The organism is Lutibacter sp., assembly GCF_033723435.1.
Classification (GTDB): Bacteria; Bacteroidota; Bacteroidia; order Flavobacteriales; family Flavobacteriaceae; genus Lutibacter.
Map to the genome: position 1 here is coordinate 1 of NZ_JAWVXC010000014.1, position 17,157 is coordinate 17,157.

Below are 17,157 nucleotides of genomic sequence, written 5' to 3' on the forward strand. Positions count from 1 at the left end.
AACTGATTATGGGTTTAGTTTCTGGAAAAAACGATCCACCCGGACTACCTAATGTAGAAGTACGATTTAAACCGATTTAAAAAATACACCGCACAACAATGCACAAAAAAAATTGCTAAATATTAATGATTAGAACAATCCAACAAAAACATATAAACTAAAGAACAAACAACGGAAAATTACGATTTACCAATCGCAACTTTCCTTGTACTAAACCGTTAGTGGCAATACGATGAAAAAAATTCTACTTCTATTCATATTTTTAGTAACTAATCTAGTTTATTCTCAAAGAAACACAATAAATAGTTATGTGATTAAATTGAGAAATGCAGAACATATTGATTGTGTTAGTTCAATTTACATTCAAGAATATAACTATTCCAAGAGAAATGAAAAAATTGATACTTCTAAATTTGTAAGTAAAGTGTTTTATAATAAAACAGATAGTATCATAAAACGATTTGATTATTTTAGAGGATTTGAAAAACCTTCTCAAATAATAATCTATGATAGTTTAAGTAGAATTTCAAAAATTGAAAGAAATGATGGAAATCAAATAACCGAAACTATATGTCAATATTTTAGTAATAATACAAAATATCCAGATTCTTTAATTATTTATTCAGAGGGTTTAACAAAAAGAGAACAGACAACTAATCATTTTTTAAATAATTTAGTTGTAAAACAAGAGCTTTTTACAAATGACACTTTGAGAAATTACACAATCTTTGATTATGATTCCAAGAAACGATTAGTGAAAAAACTTAATATAAACACAAAAAATGGATTTGGAATTATTCTTGACAAAAGTTTTACAGGTACTGTAACTAGAAAAGATTTAAACCCAAATGATTCAACTTTTTACGAGTATGAAAATAAATTAGATACTCTTATCATTTCTGAATATCAAGAGAACAAACTTGAAAAAGTTAAAAAAACATTTAAAAATAAGAATATAGAAATAAAAATTGAGCAAGATTATTGGAGAGGTAGATTATCCAATACCATTTCAACTTATAAGTGGAAAGATTCTGTAAAAACCGAATATAGGAGTTACAATGACAAACTTGAGTTGAGTAGTTATGGGAATACAATTACTCATAATGATAAAATTGAGTCAATATGGAAATATAGTATGACAAATGATAGCCCTGAAAATATTGTGATTACTAAAATACAGACAATTTATGACAAGTATGGAAATTGGATTAATAAATCTTATATTCGAAATGAGATTAAAGAAAGAGAAATTAAACGAGAAATAGAATATAACTGCCACTAACACCTTATATAATTTATGCTTAAATTTGAACTAACACAGACGACAAACATTCAACAAGCGATTTACTACCACCGAAAAATCTCCGATTTTTAGGCGCACAAATCATATAAAAACTCGTTGTGCAACATTTGAAAAATGAAAATTTACGATAAAATATTTCTGATTTTAGCTGTAGTTCTACTCTATAGTTGCAACGAAAAACAAAATAGAGTTGAAACTTCCAGTATAAAAATTGCCGAAGTTAAAACTGACTTTAACAAAACAAAAACATCCAAAACTTTAGAAAAATTAGAATCGGATAAAATTATTGGAAAGTATTACGTGGATAACTTCTATCATTATTTAAAAAGTGGATTTGAACTAAAAATCAAAAAACCAAAAGATGATTTTATACTCTACACTTTTGAATTTAAAAAAGGTGGAAAAGTTATTTTTAAAGACTTAACCGAATTCTATGATTGCGGTAATGGAATTTTATCGATTGAAAACGGTAATTGGAAATCGAATGGAAATGGAATTTACGAATTGTCTTTTGACGGAGAATATGCTCTTGAGTCAGAGTTTCATACTGTTTCCGAGTATCAATTAGTTGACTTGAAAAATGGCAATTTAAGAATGAAATTGATTAAAGTTATTGAAAACAAGAGAAAACTCGCGTGGGAATAAAAAAACGTTGCACAACAATGTATAAAAATAATGCTAAATTAGGTGCTTAATCAAAGGTTAGTGCAATTTTGTTACGTCTGATTTTCCTGCGGAAAATCCTCGCACACAAAACCGCACTATTCTTATACAATCACGTTGTGCATAAGCCGAAAAAAAATGAATGAATTAACAACTTTTGTGGTTAGACCTAACGGAGAAGAACTGAATCTTTCAATATTGCTGTCTGAATTAAAATGGGCACGAAAAATGAAATGGACAAAAACATTTTGGAAGCCGAAACCAGCATTGATTGAATTACAAGGAAAATCTTCAAGGCAATATATCGGACAGAAATATGATAAAAAGTATTTTAAAATAAAAGAAGACGGTTGGAGACACGAACATTGTGATATATGCACGAAAGGAATTTATGAAAATGACGCTGTATATATTTCAGACAACCAAATCATTTGTGAAAGTTGCCATTTGGAATTTATTGTTCCGAAAAATCTAGATGATGCTTTAAAAGAAATGAAAATAGTTAAAAGATAATTGAGCAGAATGATTAATTAAAAAAGCCTAAGCACAACAACTCATAAAATTTATGCTTAAATTAGTACAAAAATTGATAAACATTTATTTTAAAAAACAGATTTGTTACTTCGGAAAATCCTGCGGATTTTCTGTCGCACAAATCTTATAAAATACCGTTGGGCAAAATAGAACGATTTCAACAAAATGAAAAATAATTATACAATAAAATCAATTCCTTCTGTTTCAAATTTTATAGTTACGACAGTTGTTATGATTATTTTATTATTTATTGCTGGAGTAGGTTCGTTTGAATATTATGATGATTTTCAAAAAGGAGAATTCAAATGGATAGATATATTAAATATCATATTTTGGAGTTTTGGAATAGTCGGATTTTTCTATATTTCAATTTTTGGGAGTAGAAATATAATACTTAAAAATGACAGAATAATTTTTAAAAGTATAATACATCGTCGATTTGATTATGAGTTTGAATTCAATAAACTTGATTACTATTTTATTGGATATGAATATGGACGATTTGATGAATACAAAACATTATATTTAGTAAAAGACAAGAAAGTGATTGAAAGAATTTCAAGTTTTAATTATCGAAACTTTGAAACGATTGTAAATAAATTGAAAATAGAAAAAAGAGAGAAAATTATGTTGAATATTATTCAAAAAGGACTCATTATTTTTAGGAAAAAGATTAAAGTTGATTAAAAAATACTTTGCCCAACACTTCATAAAATTTATGCTTAAATTTGAACTAGTACAAAACGACAATAATTCTAACAAACCGATTTGCTACGTCCGAAAAATCTCCGATTTTCCAAACGCACAAATCATATAAAATCACGTTAGCCATAATTGATGACAACCGTAGAATTAGGAAATATAAAATTGGAAATTGACCGAATAGAAACGGAAAAATTCTATGCAACTCAAAACGGATTTGTTTGCGATTGTCCTGACTGTCTGAACTATGTGAGCAAGATTTCCGATGTTAAATCTGAACTGAATGGACTTGACAAAAAACTCGGAATTGATTTGACTAAAGATGTCGGACAAGGAATGGACGAATTAATGCCTCACGATTATGTGCATCATCATTTGTACGTAATTCCATATTATGTAATTGGAAAATGCTACGTGAATAAAAATGAACTAAATCGAGAAAACTCTGAACCGATTTGGACGAATACAAAACGTGCAGAAAAAAAGCTGACTGAAAACATATCGCTATCAATAATAAATACGACTGACTATATTGAAATCGAGAATGCCAAAAGTATTTTGACCGTTTGGCTGGAATTTAAAACGGAACTGATTGAAAAATAAACAACTATGGCTAACAATGTATAACCGCAATTACGGCGGATTCTACTACGTCCGAATCCACTCGGAATTGCTAAAGTCTGTGCTAAACCGAAAATTAACGCATATTAACCCGTAACTGACGGTTATACGAGACGTTGGCAACAATTTAAACTCACTCAAAATTGAAACAAATTCAAACTGACTTTATTAACAAATTAGGAATTGGAGCATTTGCTTATATCACAATTAGCGAATTTTGTGGATTATTTGAATATATATTTGAGAACGTTTTAATTATTACAAAAACGGAACCAAAAATGATTATTTGGCTATCTGGAATTTTAAGCCTTATTCTTTTTACAACAATTGTGATTTGGGGAATAAAAAAGTATAATAAACCGATTGAAATTGATACTCGAAAAACTCTGAATTCTTTAATCTATCTATACTTTGGAATTCTAATTACACAATATTTATTCATCTATTTTGGAACTGATTTTTTAACAGAAAAATATTCAGCGGAATTTGAATTTTATCATAAGGCAAATAAAGGAAGTCTAATGATAAGAGGTTATCTTGCTAACATTCCGATTTTACAATTTGTAGTTTTCGGAATTATATTACTAATGAAAAGAAAAACAGTTGCCAACACCGTATAAAAATAATTGCTAAATTAGTGCTTAATCAAAGGTCGTTGAGCTTTTGTTACGCCTGATTTTCCTGCGGAAAATCCTCGCACACAAAACCGCAACTATTCTTATACAAACACGTTGTAATTCATAGCGGATTTCAGGTCTGAAAACCGCCATTTTGATTTTAGAAAGTAAAAAATAGTTGTTGGACTAATCAGTAATCCGATTTTCTCATTGAAACGGAAAAATGATTGTTAAAAATGGTAACGAAATAAAACAGATTCTAAAGAATATCATCAACCAAAAAAAAAGATTTTAAATATAGAGAATAATGGATAAAAATTGGAATAAAAATATTTACTATATGATAAAATGTTTTTCTGATATAGATAGGCAAAAAAGAGTTTGGCTTGGTTTAGACAATAATTTAGCATCCTCTTTTGACGAAGATATGAGTCTCCTTTTTGATAGTTTTTGTTTTGATGATTTTATTTTAGAATTAAAAAAAGACATCTATAATGAAAAAATAGTAAAGGAATTGACTACGTTTAAGGATATGCTAGAATCCTATGAAAGTAAAGCATCAGATGAACAAGTCTTAAAAGACCCTCAATGGTTTACGATTGTAGAAGAAGCAAAAAAAATAATTGAAAGATGGGATTTATCAATATAATTAGGAACATATTAATTTTAATTCTACTTTTTAGTTGTTCTGCAAAGACAGATATGAAGAAAAATGAAACATACAAATGAAAAGGCTACAAATTACAACACCGCATATAGCAAATTGCTAAATTGTAATAAATAGAAAATTTTAGTATTTTTAAATCAAAAATAATAAGCTATGAAAAGTTCGACTTCAAACTCGCACTTGCCATATTCAAATCCGTTGTAACACATTGGAAAAAATGCTATGAATCCATACAAAAAACAAGATTTAAGAAAATTTATTGACTCATTTTCAAAAGAAGAAATTGAGAGAGAAAATCGTGAACAACAAGAGGGCAACGAAAAAGTATATAAAGACTTCTTAACAAATTTAAAAAATGGAAAATGCTTTATTTGTGGTGAGAAAATGGAAGATTTTATTACTTCAAAACCTTGTTTTCATTGGTTCACATACCCAAAAGGAGTTAAGAAAAAATACTTTAAAAAGTATCTCGAAAACCCAATAGGTTTTTTTAGAATAGATAGTTATTTCAGATGGTTAGCTAATACTGAAAAACCACTTGGAAATATAAATGATTTGAAAGATGAAACTTCTAATTCATCATTTTTAGAAACAACATATAAATACAAAAATATTGAATGGGCTTTTTCAATTGGACATACAGATATTGAAGGACACGAAAATAGCACAGTTGGAGAAAAGCCACATTATCATCTCCAAATGAAAGTAAATGACAGAATCTTTTTAAAATTTAATGATTACCATATTCCGTTTTCAGATGAGGATTTATTTACAATTGAATTATATGAACAAGCTAGTGACAGAGTTATAATTACTAATTCCTATGGTCACGGAATGTCATCATTTGAGAATGAAGAAAATCTAGAACTTTTTGACGATGCTATGACAATTACGGATGATTTTAAAAATGCTTCTTTTAATCGACAAACAATGATTCAAGCCCCAGAAGGAGAAACAATATCTGGAGAACTTATTCAAAAAGCGCTTGAGGAAAGTAAAAGAACAAAAAAGCCAATCGGAAAAATTATGGAAAGATTAATGAAAGGTGCAAAAATAACGACAATATTATCTCCTGGAGATGGAGTTCCGAAAATGTCAAAAAGAAATGGAAAAAAATAAACGTGTTACAACACCTCATAAAATTTATGCTTAAATTAGTAACAAAATTGAAAAATATTTATTTTAACAAACCGATTTGTTACTTCGGAAAATCCTGTGGATTTTCTATCTCACAAATCTTATAAAAGCTCGTTGTGCTTAATATTGACAAAAATTATGAAAAACAGAATAATAATACTTCTACTTTTAATTTCAACTATTTCATTTGCTCAAAAGACAAAAAAAGTAAAAGAAAATGCTGGTTATGGAAAAGCCAAATTTTATGTTTTGAAATCTGACGGGGTTACAAAACACGGAGAATATAAAATAACGTCATATACACCGCCTTTTCGCAATGTTGTTTTAGGTAATTACAGTAATGGAAAACGTGAAGGAATTTGGACTGAAAAATATGACCAATCAGGTAGTCAGATTAGAATGCAAGGAAATTATGAAAATGACATAAAGGTTGGAATTTGGAAATACTACAACTCAAAAGGAAAACTTTTACAGGAATTTGACTTTGACAAGAACGAATTTGTTACTAATTCAGAATGTGAAACAGAAAACGAATATGATGTAGAAACAAATGGAGTCATAAAGAGTATGAAATTAACTTGTCCGCCAACACGAATAGGTGGACTTCAAATTTTCACAAAAGATTTATATCGACAAATAACAAAAAAGTCTCCTTTTGAAATAAATTCAAGTGGAAGAACAACAATAAATATTGATGAAACATTAAGCTTTTTTGTTTCAAAAGAAGGTAATTTAGAAAACATTGAATACTCTGGAAAAGAGGATAATGAGGAATTGGCGAAAGTAATAGAGGATTATTTAACAGAAAACAATGACAATTGGATTAGCGGAAAATTGAACGATGAAAAAGTAACAGCTAAGATTTCGATTCCAATTAGAATTCGAATGATGTACTAAAAATACTAAGCACAACAATGTATAACCAAAATTGTTATATTCAGTAAAATAGAATAATTCTAAACCATAAAATTAATATATTTAACAAACGAAAAATTGCAAAAACCAAAACACAACTTTGGTTATACTAAACCGTTGTGCATAATTTAACCGAACCCAGATTTAATGAATAAAATTTTATTTTTAATTTCAATTCTATTTCTATTTAGTTGTGGAAATAAGCCGAATAAAAAAAGTTCGGATTGCGAAAACCTTTACGCAGACGAAAAGATTGAATTATGTTTACCTTCAAAAAATTGGAAACCTGAAAAAATTGAAAAATATCTAATTTTTAAAAATGACTCGAATGATTCTTTAACAATCGATAAAAGTGTAATCGCAATAATGATTGACGATTATCAATCAGAATTAAGCGCAAAAGACTTGAGAAATCAACATTTGGAAAGTATGCTGAAATCGGAGACATTAAACGTGAAATTAATATCAAAAGGAACTGAAAATATAAATGGAAATACATTTTACGATTTTGAAGTAAACTCAAAAGACGGACAAGTATATTCTTATTTTCTATTTTACAATAAAGGAAAAATCGGGTATAATATAAGTGCATCAATCGGAGAAGAAATTAGAAACGGAATTGACAAAAAAGACTATCTGAATTTTTTAAAATCATTACGAATAAAATAAAAAACTATGCACAACACCGTATAAAATTAATTGCTAGTGCAAGCCTACTTACGAAAATCCTCGCGGATTTTCTATTCGGTTTGTATTTGCTAAATTTGATGCTTAAACCACGCAACAAACCATATACAAACACGTTGTACATAATTTTTGAACAAAACTAAAATAGAAAACCTATGAAAAAGATAATTATTATAATTTTTTGCTTAATTTTTACCAAAATCTACTCTCAAAATATAACTGAGAAAAAAGTACTATCCAAAGTTAATGAAGTAACCGTATTCATTAAAGGAGCACAAATAACAAGAAATAAAACTCTAGACTTAAAACAAGGTAAAACTTTATTAAAATTCATAAACTTATCTCCTTTCATTGACTCAAAAAGTGTACAGGTTAAAGCAACAGGAAATGTAACAGTTTTATCTGTTAACCATCAACAAAATTATTTAGATAAACTTGATAAACAACAAGAATTAATTGATTTAGAAACTAAACTTAAGGATATTAAAAGCAAAATTACTCTTGAACAAACCTATATTAGTATTATAAACGATGAATTAACTTTCTTACGTGAAAATAGAAAAATTGGAGGAAGAAATCAGGAATTAAGTGTGACCAACCTTAAAGATGCCGAAAATTTTTATAGTACTAAGCTGACATCTTTAAAATTGAAAAAAATAGAAAGAGATAAAAATTTAGATAAATTAAATAAGCAAAGAGTTGATTTTGAACTTCAAATTAAAACGTTAACTAGTAAAAGAGAGTTTCCAAATGGGGAAATACTTGTAAAGGTAGATGCTAAAAAGAATACAACGGTTGCATTTGAACTTTCTTATATTGTAGAAAATGCAGGTTGGTTTCCTTCCTACGATATTAGAGCAAAAAATGTAAATGAACCAATAGAGCTTGTTTACAAAGCAAATGTTAAGCAAGACACAAAAATTAATTGGAGTAATGTCAAACTAAATTTATCTTCAGCAGACCCAAATGTTTCTGGTATTGCTCCAGAATTAAAAACTTATTTACTAAATTATAATACTTTACCTCCAACATATAATCTTGTTTCAAATGAAATTACAGGAAAAGTCCTTGATGAAAATAACGAACCTCTTCCTGGAGCTAATATTATGGTAAAAGGTACAACTATTGGAACTACTTCAGATTTTGACGGTAATTATTCAATTACCATTCCTAATAATTCAAGTAAAATTGAATTTTCATATGTAGGATTTTTAACTCAAACATTACCAGTTACAAACTCTACATTAAATGTGTTCTTAAAGCAAAGTAGTCAAACATTAGATGAAGTTGTAATTACTAGTTATGGCGAAAGAAAACGTAAAAATATTAGAAAGGCTTTAGAAGGAAAAGCTGCTGGAGTTAGTATTAGAGGAGCAAGTAGTTTACAAATTCCCATAAATCAAATAGAGAAGCAAACTACAATTAATTTTGAAATAAAAACTCCTTATTCAATAAAATCAGATAATAAAAGCTATTCAGTAGATATGACAAATTATAGCTTGCCAGCTGATTATCGATATATTTGTGTTCCAAAAATTGATAAAGACGCATTCTTAATTGCAAATATTTCAGACTGGGAAAAATATAATTTACTTGAAGGTGAAGCAAACATTTTTTTCGAAAATACCTTTGTTGGTAAATCATTAATGAATGTCAAATACGCTACAGATACTTTGCAAATTTCACTTGGAAGAGATAAAAAAGTAATTGTTAAAAGAGAAAAAATGAAAAATTTTACTTCTAAACAGTTTATTGGCAGCAAAAAGGAAGAGTCAAGAGTATGGAGTGTTAATGTTAAAAACAACAAAAGCCAAAAGATTAATATGTTGCTTTTTGATCAAGTTCCAGTTTCAACTCTTGAAGAAATTAAAGTAGATATTTTAAATATTTCTGGAGCAAAAATTAATTCTAAAACAGGAGAAATTAAATGGGAATTTTCATTAGCTCCTAATGAAAGTAAAAAATTTGAATTGAGTTATTCTGTTAAATATCCTAAAAACAAAAGTTTGATAATTGAATAAAAACTATGTACAACAACTCATATAATTTATGCTTAAATTTGAACTAGTACAAACGACAAACATCCAACTAACGATTTGCTACAACCGAAAAACTGACCTGAAAATAGGAACAACTTGCGGACTAACTGACCGAAAACCTGAATTCAATAAAACCTGTGCGAAAATCGAGCTGAATGAAAAGTTTGAAAATAAGCTGAAAACAGTCAATATCGAATATGAAAACTTTAAACGAAAAAAAGCATTGACTTACACATACTTTGTTGTTTTCTTGGCAATTGGAATTGCGATAATAGTCGGAGGATATTTGTTAGGTAAATATGCATTGGATAGTGGAGTGATTTCAACGGTACCATTGATAATTATGGGAGTTGGACTTGCACCACTTGGAATGGCATTTGGAACTTTGAACAAACACAGGCAAGACATAGAAATCGCAAAAAGTAAAAAAGACAAAATAGATGAAGTTCTGAATGAATACCGAATTGAATATGACATTGACATAACGTTTGGAAAAGAAATTCACGGAACACAAGAAGTTTATGCTGAATTAAAAACAAAAGGAATACAATAAAAAAACGACACCACAACACCGTGTATAGCTCATTGCGGCTGAATTCCTATTCGGAATTCATTGCAATTTGCTATTTTTCGGTCACGGCGGAAAATCATAGCTGATTTTCCGCAACGAGCCATACACAAACACGTTGTGGGTAATTAGAAAAAAACTAAAATGATAGAATCAAAACGACTGAATTTCTTAAAATCTTTTCTCAAATTGTACGGAGTTTCGAAAATTGAATTGAAAGAGCAAAATGAGAATTCTGTTGCTGGAATTGCGATTTATGATGAAAATGAACCAGAAGAAAGACAAGAATTTATTTGGCATATTTCTGAGAGTAAAGTTCCTCCTATCGAACTTAATATATTAATAGAAAAAATTATCACGGAAAAATGGCATAACGGAGATAAAATAACTAAAGATATTGACGAAATGGAATTTACCGAATTTGACAACGAAACAAAAAAAAGAATGGAATACGAACTATTTGAGATTAATGTAAAAATGATTGATGACGGAGAAGAAACGGATTCATATTTTGTACATTACTGATTAAAAACTACCCACAACACCTCATAAAATTTATGCTTACATTTAAACTAAATATTAACGACAAAAATTCTAACAAACCGATTTGCTACAACCGAAAAATCTAACGATTTTTAGGCGCACAAATCTTATAAAAGCCCGTTACCACACATTTGAAAAAAACAGAATTGGATAAAATGAACAGAATTCTTTTTTTAATATTTATTTCTATTCCAATATTCAGTTTTGGACAAATTGAAAATAAATGGCAACCTGACAGTATTTATACTAATCGACAAGTAAAGAAAATATTTGTCTATATGAATTCGCCAAAAGACTTATCCGAAATCATAGAGTTTGACCGAACTGGAAAAAGAATACGCTCGACAGAATATAGTGCTTCGTATAATCGAAAGACACGGAAAAGAAAATGGATTGAAAAAATAAACCTATTTGATTATAACAATAAAAACCAGTTGGTTAAAATAATAGATTCGATTGGACGGGATTCATTAATTTTTAAATATGGGGCTAATAGTAAATTGACTTGGTCTCGAAAAAGTTTGGGAAATTTTGTTTATGAAACTTCGTATAGTTATCAACCTTACGAATCTACAACTATAAGGAAAAAGGATTCAGTTATCGTATATAATAAGACTAAAGAATACGACAAAGACTTTTATGTAAAACGGTTTTATGGATATACTTTAGAGCCAAAACTTAAAAAAGTGGTGGACACAATAAACGGAATTCCTAACACAACTGCTTTCAAAGACTACGAGGATTTAGAAAAATTCAAAGACGACGAGACCATAACGAATTTTTTCAACGCCAAAGGACAACTTGTAAAATCCGACGTCTATTCGAAATTTATGAACGATAGAGTAAACGAATACCAACTGACTTATAAATATTACGAGAATGGACTTTTAAAAAGTATTCGCGGATATGTACCAAGATATTTTAAATATGAGTATTGGAAATAAAAAACGTGTGGTAACAATGTATAACCGCAATTACGGCGGATTCCACTACGTCCGAATCCACTCGGAATTGCTAAAGTCAGTACTAAACCGAAAATTAACGCATATTAACCCGTAACTGACGGTTATACGAGACCGTTACCACACATTGCTGATGAAAAAAATAGAAATTCTTATGAAAAAAACAAATACACTATTATTATTTATTCTTACCATACTTTTAATCAATTGTGAAAGCAATAAAAATAAAAGTTTTTTAATAAACGGAAAAATTCAAGGAAATTTTAATGATTATATATTTTTAAAGTATAATAACAATATTGATAGTACACTTGTAGAGAAGAATAGTTTCAGCTTTCATGGAAATGTAACCGAACCATTGGAAGCCATATTGTACCCTGGTTCACCAAAATCAGGAGAGTCTATGGGAGTTGCAAGTTTTATGTTAGAAAATAGTGAAATTTTTTTATCATCAAAATATACTGAAAGAGAGTTTAGAGGAATGTTTGTAAAATTATTAAAAATTGATAGTATTAGTGGTTCAAAAAGTCAAGATTTAAAAACTGTTTTCGATTCAAAACTGGAACAAACTTTTAGAAAAGAAAAAAATGATTCCATTAAAACCATCCTTCTTTATGAAAACTTATATGATTTTATAAGCAAAAATCCGAAATCAGTTTTAAGTGGGAATTATTTAGCTTCTTTAAATAATAGGTATGACTATTTAAACAGTAATCAAATGGAGTACCTCTTTAAACTTCTAGATACTAACTATCAAAAAAAGAAAGACTTGTACTATATTAATAATATTATTAATAGGAGAAAGATATTAGATATTGGGAAAATTCCACCTAGAGTAACACTTCCAAATCAAAATGGAGAATTAACTGATAATGCATCATTAAAAGGGAATTTTGTTCTTCTTGAATTTTGGGCTTCTTGGTGTGGTCCTTGTAGAAAAGCAAATCCTGAACTCAAAAAAGTTTACAATTCTTTTAAAAAAAATGGTTTTGAGATTTTTGGTATTTCGCAAGATAAGGATATTGAAAAATGGAAAGCAGCTATTTTAGAAGATAAATTAGAATGGCTTCAAGTAATTGACACATTAAACAATATCGGAGAAATGTATTACTTGACTACGATTCCTTATAATGTGCTATTAAATAGAGAAGGGAAAATTATTGCTCGAAACATTAAACCTACAGAATTAAATGAAATACTTACAGAACGAATTAAAAGATAACGTGTGGTAACACCTCATAAAATTTATGCTAACATTTAAACTAAATAACGAACCGACAAACATTCAACAATCGATTTACAACGTCCGAAAAATCTCCGATTTTCCAGTCGCACAAATCTTATAAAATACCGTTGGTGGTAATAAAAACTGAATAAAATTATGAATTCTATGAAAAATCTAATAATTGTAACAATTCTGTTAATTTCGACATTTGGAATATCTCAGAATAATCCTGCATACAAGCCTATAAAAGTATATTTTAATGATGGAAGTGTTTTAAATGGAGTTGGTAAGATTGGAAATAAATTGATTAAATTCAAAACACATGGAGAAAATAGGGAAATCGTTAAATATACACCTGATGATATATACGGATTTGATTTATTAGTTGAACGTAAAGTTATAAAGTATAGATATCGATATTTGAGTAATAAAAATGACAAATTGATTTTGTTAGTATTAGCTATTCAAGGGAAAGTGAGTTTATATATTGACGAAAACCATTTAAATCAATTATATCAGAGTAGATTAGATCCCGGATACAACTTTTATGTTGGCAGAGAAAGTAATTCATCTGTAACGTTTCTTTCGACTAACCAAGGTTCTTCTAAAGGAATTGAACCGACACTGGAATATTTTAAAGATTGTCCTTCTCTGTATGCTAAAATAAAAAGTAGATTTCTGCGAATTAGTGAAATGCCTGAAATAGTTGAAAACTATAATTCGGAATGTATTACTGAATAAACTACCACCAACAATGTATAAAATTTATGCTTACATTAGTAACAAAATTGACAAACAATAATTGTAACAAACCGATTTGCTACGTTCGAAAAATCTCTGATTTTTCAGTCGCACAAATCTTATAAAATACCGTTAGCATACATTAGGAAAGAAATTTAAAAATTGAAATATTAATCAAAATGGAATTTGGAATAAAAAATAACAAACTTATTTTTAACAAAATTCGAGAATTTCTCAAAAAACATTTTCCAGATAACTATAAAGAATCTAAAGAATATGATGAATGTTATCACATTGTAATTGAATCAAAAGAAAAAGAAGATTTATCAATTTGGTTTGAATTTGATATTGGAAAATCTGAATTGATTGTAGGATATGGATTTAGTCATAAACATTATGGAAAACGATATGATTTAGAAATATCAAAAGGGTTAAATCAATTTCTAGATATTCTAACTTCTAAAAAAAGAAGGATTTATTTTTACAAAGGAAAAACCAATTTTAAGAATATTTATGAAATTGAAGATATAAATGGCGCTTATAGAAATTTCGGAACAAGCTCTATGATTTTTCTATATCCATTTTGGAAAAAGACAACTAAAAGAATCACAGAACAATGCGAATTAATTAAAGATGTAAACACTCTAATAGAGATTGACAAGATAAGAGAACTAATAAAAACGCATGCTAACACCTCATAAAATTTATGCTAAATTTGAACTAGTACAAACGACAAACATTCAACTAACGATTTGCTACGTCCGAAAAATCTCCGATTTTCCAGTCGCACAAATCTTATAAAAAGCCGTTGTGCGTCATTTCGCAAGACCTCGAAAACAGATGAATATTATAGACGAAACAGAAAAATTAAAACTTGAATTCGAACAGGAATTAGCTGTTTTGACTGAAAAATCGAGTGGAAAAATTTTGTTGGAAGACGAATTTTATGGGAATCCAAATTGCGGAATTATTGACTCCGAAAATAAATGGGTAATTATAGCTGGAATTCATCTGACTCTTTGGAAATCAAATGCATCCAAAAAATATCAAAATGAATCTTTTGAATGGGTTCACTCATTGAGAATAAAAGACGAAAAAACAGTTGAAATCTTGACTGACCCTTGGAGTGAAAAATCATCTGTTTGGGAATTGAATACTGAAAATGCTGAATTGATTAAAATAAAAGACTTTACAGATTATCGAAATAAAGAATATACGGAATTTGTAAAATGGTAAAAAAAACGAACGCACAACAACGTATAAAAATAATGCTAACTTTAATCTGTAAAATATATAACGTGCGCTTTTTAGTACAGTGGATTTTCCTAGCGGAAAATCAACTCACTAAAACGCACTATCTTTATACAAACCGTTGGCATTCATTAGAAATTCGACTTTTTGTTTATGAATAATTCATCCAAAAAATAAATGATAATAAAACATTTTGAAAAATACTATAAAAACTATCTATTAATTCTTTTTGTTATCGGTTCTTATATTCTAAATACGATTTATAAAAAAAGAGGTTTAGATGTTTATTATATAATAGCTTTAATAATAATAATTCTAGGATTTACTAAATTCACTTTGATAAAAGATTTAGGACTTTTTTTTGCAATTTTTAAAAATAAAAAACTTTATATATTCCTTATTCCGACTGTAATTCTTTCAAACATTTTATTATTTCTAATCAAAAAATATTTCCTCGGCGGAGAAATACGATTAGAAACTAACGAATCAATACTTAAATTAATACTTGTCTTCTTATTTTTAAATAGTATTAGGATTTTTGGAGAAGAACTTATTTTCAGAGGCTTTTTACTTGTAAAAGATTTCAAGACTGATTATTTTCTATTCTGGAAATTAAACATTGGTCAAGCATTATTTTTTAGTTTAATCCATTCTTTATTCGTCGACGATTTGACTAGTAAATTTGTTCTTGGTTCTTTCACGTTTATTTCTTCAATTTATTTCGGATGGTTAAACCGAAAATTTGATAGTCTTTTACCTAGTTGGATTATTCATTGGATGAATGGAATTCAGGTTTTAATAGTTGCCTATTTTAATGTATATTTATTTTAAAATGATTAACGAAATGCCAACACCTCATAAAATTTATGCTCACATTTGAACTAAACAACAAACCGATAAACATTCAACAAACGATTTGCTACGGCCGAAAAATCTCCGATTTTTACGTCGCACAAATCTTATAAAAAACCGTTGTTGTGCAACATTACCAAAAAATCCGAAACTGAATGAAAATATTTCCCGAAAAAGACTATTCTATCGAATTAAATAAAGATAGTTCGTTAGCAATTTCGGAATTAAAAAATCGAACATTATCGAAAGAACAATTTGTTACGAATTGGAATAATCAATCATTCATTGGGAAAGTTGAAACGAACGAGTTTAAAATAAAACTTTCAAAAAAATTAATTGGAGAATTTTGTGTTTTAAATGGAAAATTAGAAAACGGAAAAGGAACGTTAAAAATACGGACAAGTAGAATAATTAAAATCATTTTTATTGCGATAGTTCTGTTTGCGATTTCTGGAATAATTACAGCAATATTTCGAACTGACTTGGAATTGATATTCCATCTTGTTATGACAATTTTTTTTATGAGATTTATTTTTATAGAATTAGGATTTAGACTTGTTTCAAAAATGGGAATGAATAAATTGACAGAAATAATTGGAATTGATAAACTGACTAAAACATTATGTAATGACAGATAGGAAACTTGCTTCAAAATTAGCAGAAGACTTATATTCAGGTAAAATTAATTTTAAAAAATTTATGATGGCGTTTCCAGATAATGATAAAGATAATGAATTGTTTGAACTTTATGATTTAATTGAACACGAGCCACCAGTAAATACACTGTTTGGAGAGAATAAATCAAATCATAATTCAAGAATGATTCGTATAAAGGAATTAATAGAGGAACTAAAAAAATAACGTTGCACAACACCGTATAAAAATAATGCTTAGTTTAGTGCTTAATCAAAGGTTAGTGCGTTTTGCTAGCTTCTGATTTTCCTTCGGAAAATCCTCGCACACAAAACCGCACTATTCTTATACAATCACGTTGGCAACAAGCAGAAAAAAACAACTATGAAAGATTTTGATAAAAAGATTAAATCAAAAAAAAATATATTAAAAGCAGTTGGGATTCTTGAAATTATTGGAGGAGTTACAGGTATTAAACTTATGATTTCAATAATAAT

21 protein-coding genes are annotated in these 17,157 nt (G+C 28.3%); all 21 read left to right on the plus strand.

The window, feature by feature from the left end; all coding sequences use genetic code 11:
- Positions 1–232 precede the first annotated feature (232 nt).
- The 21 genes from R3342_RS13045 to R3342_RS13145 all read left to right on the plus strand — a co-directional run bounded on the left by R3342_RS13045 (position 233) and on the right by R3342_RS13145 (position 16,888).
- Positions 233–1,282 (plus strand): hypothetical protein, encoded by a 1,050-nt coding sequence (locus R3342_RS13045; protein ID WP_318940800.1) that lies wholly within the window; start codon positions 233–235, stop codon positions 1,280–1,282.
- 135 nt (positions 1,283–1,417) lie between these two features.
- On the plus strand, positions 1,418–1,948 hold the full coding sequence (locus R3342_RS13050) for a hypothetical protein (RefSeq protein WP_318940801.1): 531 nt from the start codon (positions 1,418–1,420) through the stop codon (positions 1,946–1,948).
- Positions 1,949–2,104: 156 nt separating this feature from the next.
- Positions 2,105–2,479, plus strand: a complete 375-nt coding sequence (locus R3342_RS13055) for a hypothetical protein (RefSeq protein ID WP_318940802.1) — start codon at positions 2,105–2,107, stop codon at positions 2,477–2,479.
- A gap of 186 nt (positions 2,480–2,665) precedes the next feature.
- A complete protein-coding gene (locus tag R3342_RS13060; RefSeq protein ID WP_318940803.1) occupies positions 2,666–3,187 on the plus strand; it encodes a hypothetical protein in 522 nt (173 codons plus the stop codon).
- 150 nt (positions 3,188–3,337) lie between these two features.
- Positions 3,338–3,805, plus strand: a complete 468-nt coding sequence (locus tag R3342_RS13065; RefSeq protein WP_318940804.1) for a hypothetical protein — start codon at positions 3,338–3,340, stop codon at positions 3,803–3,805.
- 161 nt (positions 3,806–3,966) lie between these two features.
- Positions 3,967–4,443, plus strand: coding sequence for a hypothetical protein (locus R3342_RS13070; protein WP_318940805.1), 477 nt, complete (start codon positions 3,967–3,969; stop codon positions 4,441–4,443).
- A gap of 304 nt (positions 4,444–4,747) precedes the next feature.
- A complete protein-coding gene (locus tag R3342_RS13075; protein ID WP_318940806.1) occupies positions 4,748–5,089 on the plus strand; it encodes a hypothetical protein in 342 nt (113 codons plus the stop codon).
- A 240-nt stretch (positions 5,090–5,329) separates the two neighbouring features.
- Positions 5,330–6,226, plus strand: coding sequence for a hypothetical protein (locus tag R3342_RS13080; RefSeq protein WP_318940807.1), 897 nt, complete (start codon positions 5,330–5,332; stop codon positions 6,224–6,226).
- 156 nt (positions 6,227–6,382) lie between these two features.
- The gene (locus R3342_RS13085; protein WP_318940808.1) at positions 6,383–7,141 is read left to right on the plus strand and encodes a hypothetical protein; all 759 of its coding nucleotides are present in this window, start codon (positions 6,383–6,385) and stop codon (positions 7,139–7,141) included.
- A 165-nt stretch (positions 7,142–7,306) separates the two neighbouring features.
- Positions 7,307–7,828, plus strand: a complete 522-nt coding sequence (locus R3342_RS13090; protein ID WP_318940809.1) for a hypothetical protein — start codon at positions 7,307–7,309, stop codon at positions 7,826–7,828.
- A 173-nt stretch (positions 7,829–8,001) separates the two neighbouring features.
- Complete coding sequence (locus R3342_RS13095) at positions 8,002–9,867, plus strand: mucoidy inhibitor MuiA family protein (RefSeq protein ID WP_318940810.1); 1,866 nt, start codon at positions 8,002–8,004, stop codon at positions 9,865–9,867.
- A 28-nt stretch (positions 9,868–9,895) separates the two neighbouring features.
- Positions 9,896–10,438: a hypothetical protein gene (locus R3342_RS13100; protein WP_318940811.1), complete on the plus strand. Its 543-nt coding sequence runs from the start codon at positions 9,896–9,898 to the stop codon at positions 10,436–10,438.
- Between the two features lie 204 nt (positions 10,439–10,642).
- Positions 10,643–10,978 (plus strand): hypothetical protein, encoded by a 336-nt coding sequence (locus R3342_RS13105; protein WP_318940812.1) that lies wholly within the window; start codon positions 10,643–10,645, stop codon positions 10,976–10,978.
- A 173-nt stretch (positions 10,979–11,151) separates the two neighbouring features.
- Positions 11,152–11,940: a hypothetical protein gene (locus R3342_RS13110; protein WP_318940813.1), complete on the plus strand. Its 789-nt coding sequence runs from the start codon at positions 11,152–11,154 to the stop codon at positions 11,938–11,940.
- 172 nt (positions 11,941–12,112) lie between these two features.
- Positions 12,113–13,180 carry a TlpA disulfide reductase family protein gene (locus tag R3342_RS13115; RefSeq protein WP_318940814.1) on the plus strand — a complete coding sequence of 356 codons (1,068 nt, stop codon included), beginning with the start codon at positions 12,113–12,115 and terminating at the stop codon, positions 13,178–13,180.
- Between the two features lie 168 nt (positions 13,181–13,348).
- The gene (locus R3342_RS13120) at positions 13,349–13,924 is read left to right on the plus strand and encodes a hypothetical protein (RefSeq protein WP_318940815.1); all 576 of its coding nucleotides are present in this window, start codon (positions 13,349–13,351) and stop codon (positions 13,922–13,924) included.
- Positions 13,925–14,103: 179 nt separating this feature from the next.
- Positions 14,104–14,625: a hypothetical protein gene (locus tag R3342_RS13125; protein ID WP_318940816.1), complete on the plus strand. Its 522-nt coding sequence runs from the start codon at positions 14,104–14,106 to the stop codon at positions 14,623–14,625.
- A gap of 139 nt (positions 14,626–14,764) precedes the next feature.
- Positions 14,765–15,160, plus strand: coding sequence for a hypothetical protein (locus tag R3342_RS13130; protein WP_318940817.1), 396 nt, complete (start codon positions 14,765–14,767; stop codon positions 15,158–15,160).
- 192 nt (positions 15,161–15,352) lie between these two features.
- On the plus strand, positions 15,353–16,006 hold the full coding sequence (locus tag R3342_RS13135) for a CPBP family intramembrane glutamic endopeptidase (RefSeq protein ID WP_318940818.1): 654 nt from the start codon (positions 15,353–15,355) through the stop codon (positions 16,004–16,006).
- Between the two features lie 176 nt (positions 16,007–16,182).
- Positions 16,183–16,665, plus strand: a complete 483-nt coding sequence (locus tag R3342_RS13140) for a hypothetical protein (protein ID WP_318940819.1) — start codon at positions 16,183–16,185, stop codon at positions 16,663–16,665.
- Positions 16,655–16,888 (plus strand): hypothetical protein, encoded by a 234-nt coding sequence (locus R3342_RS13145; RefSeq protein WP_318940820.1) that lies wholly within the window; start codon positions 16,655–16,657, stop codon positions 16,886–16,888. The genes R3342_RS13140 and R3342_RS13145 overlap by 11 nt, the downstream gene beginning before the upstream one ends.
- Positions 16,889–17,157: the final 269 nt, after the last annotated feature.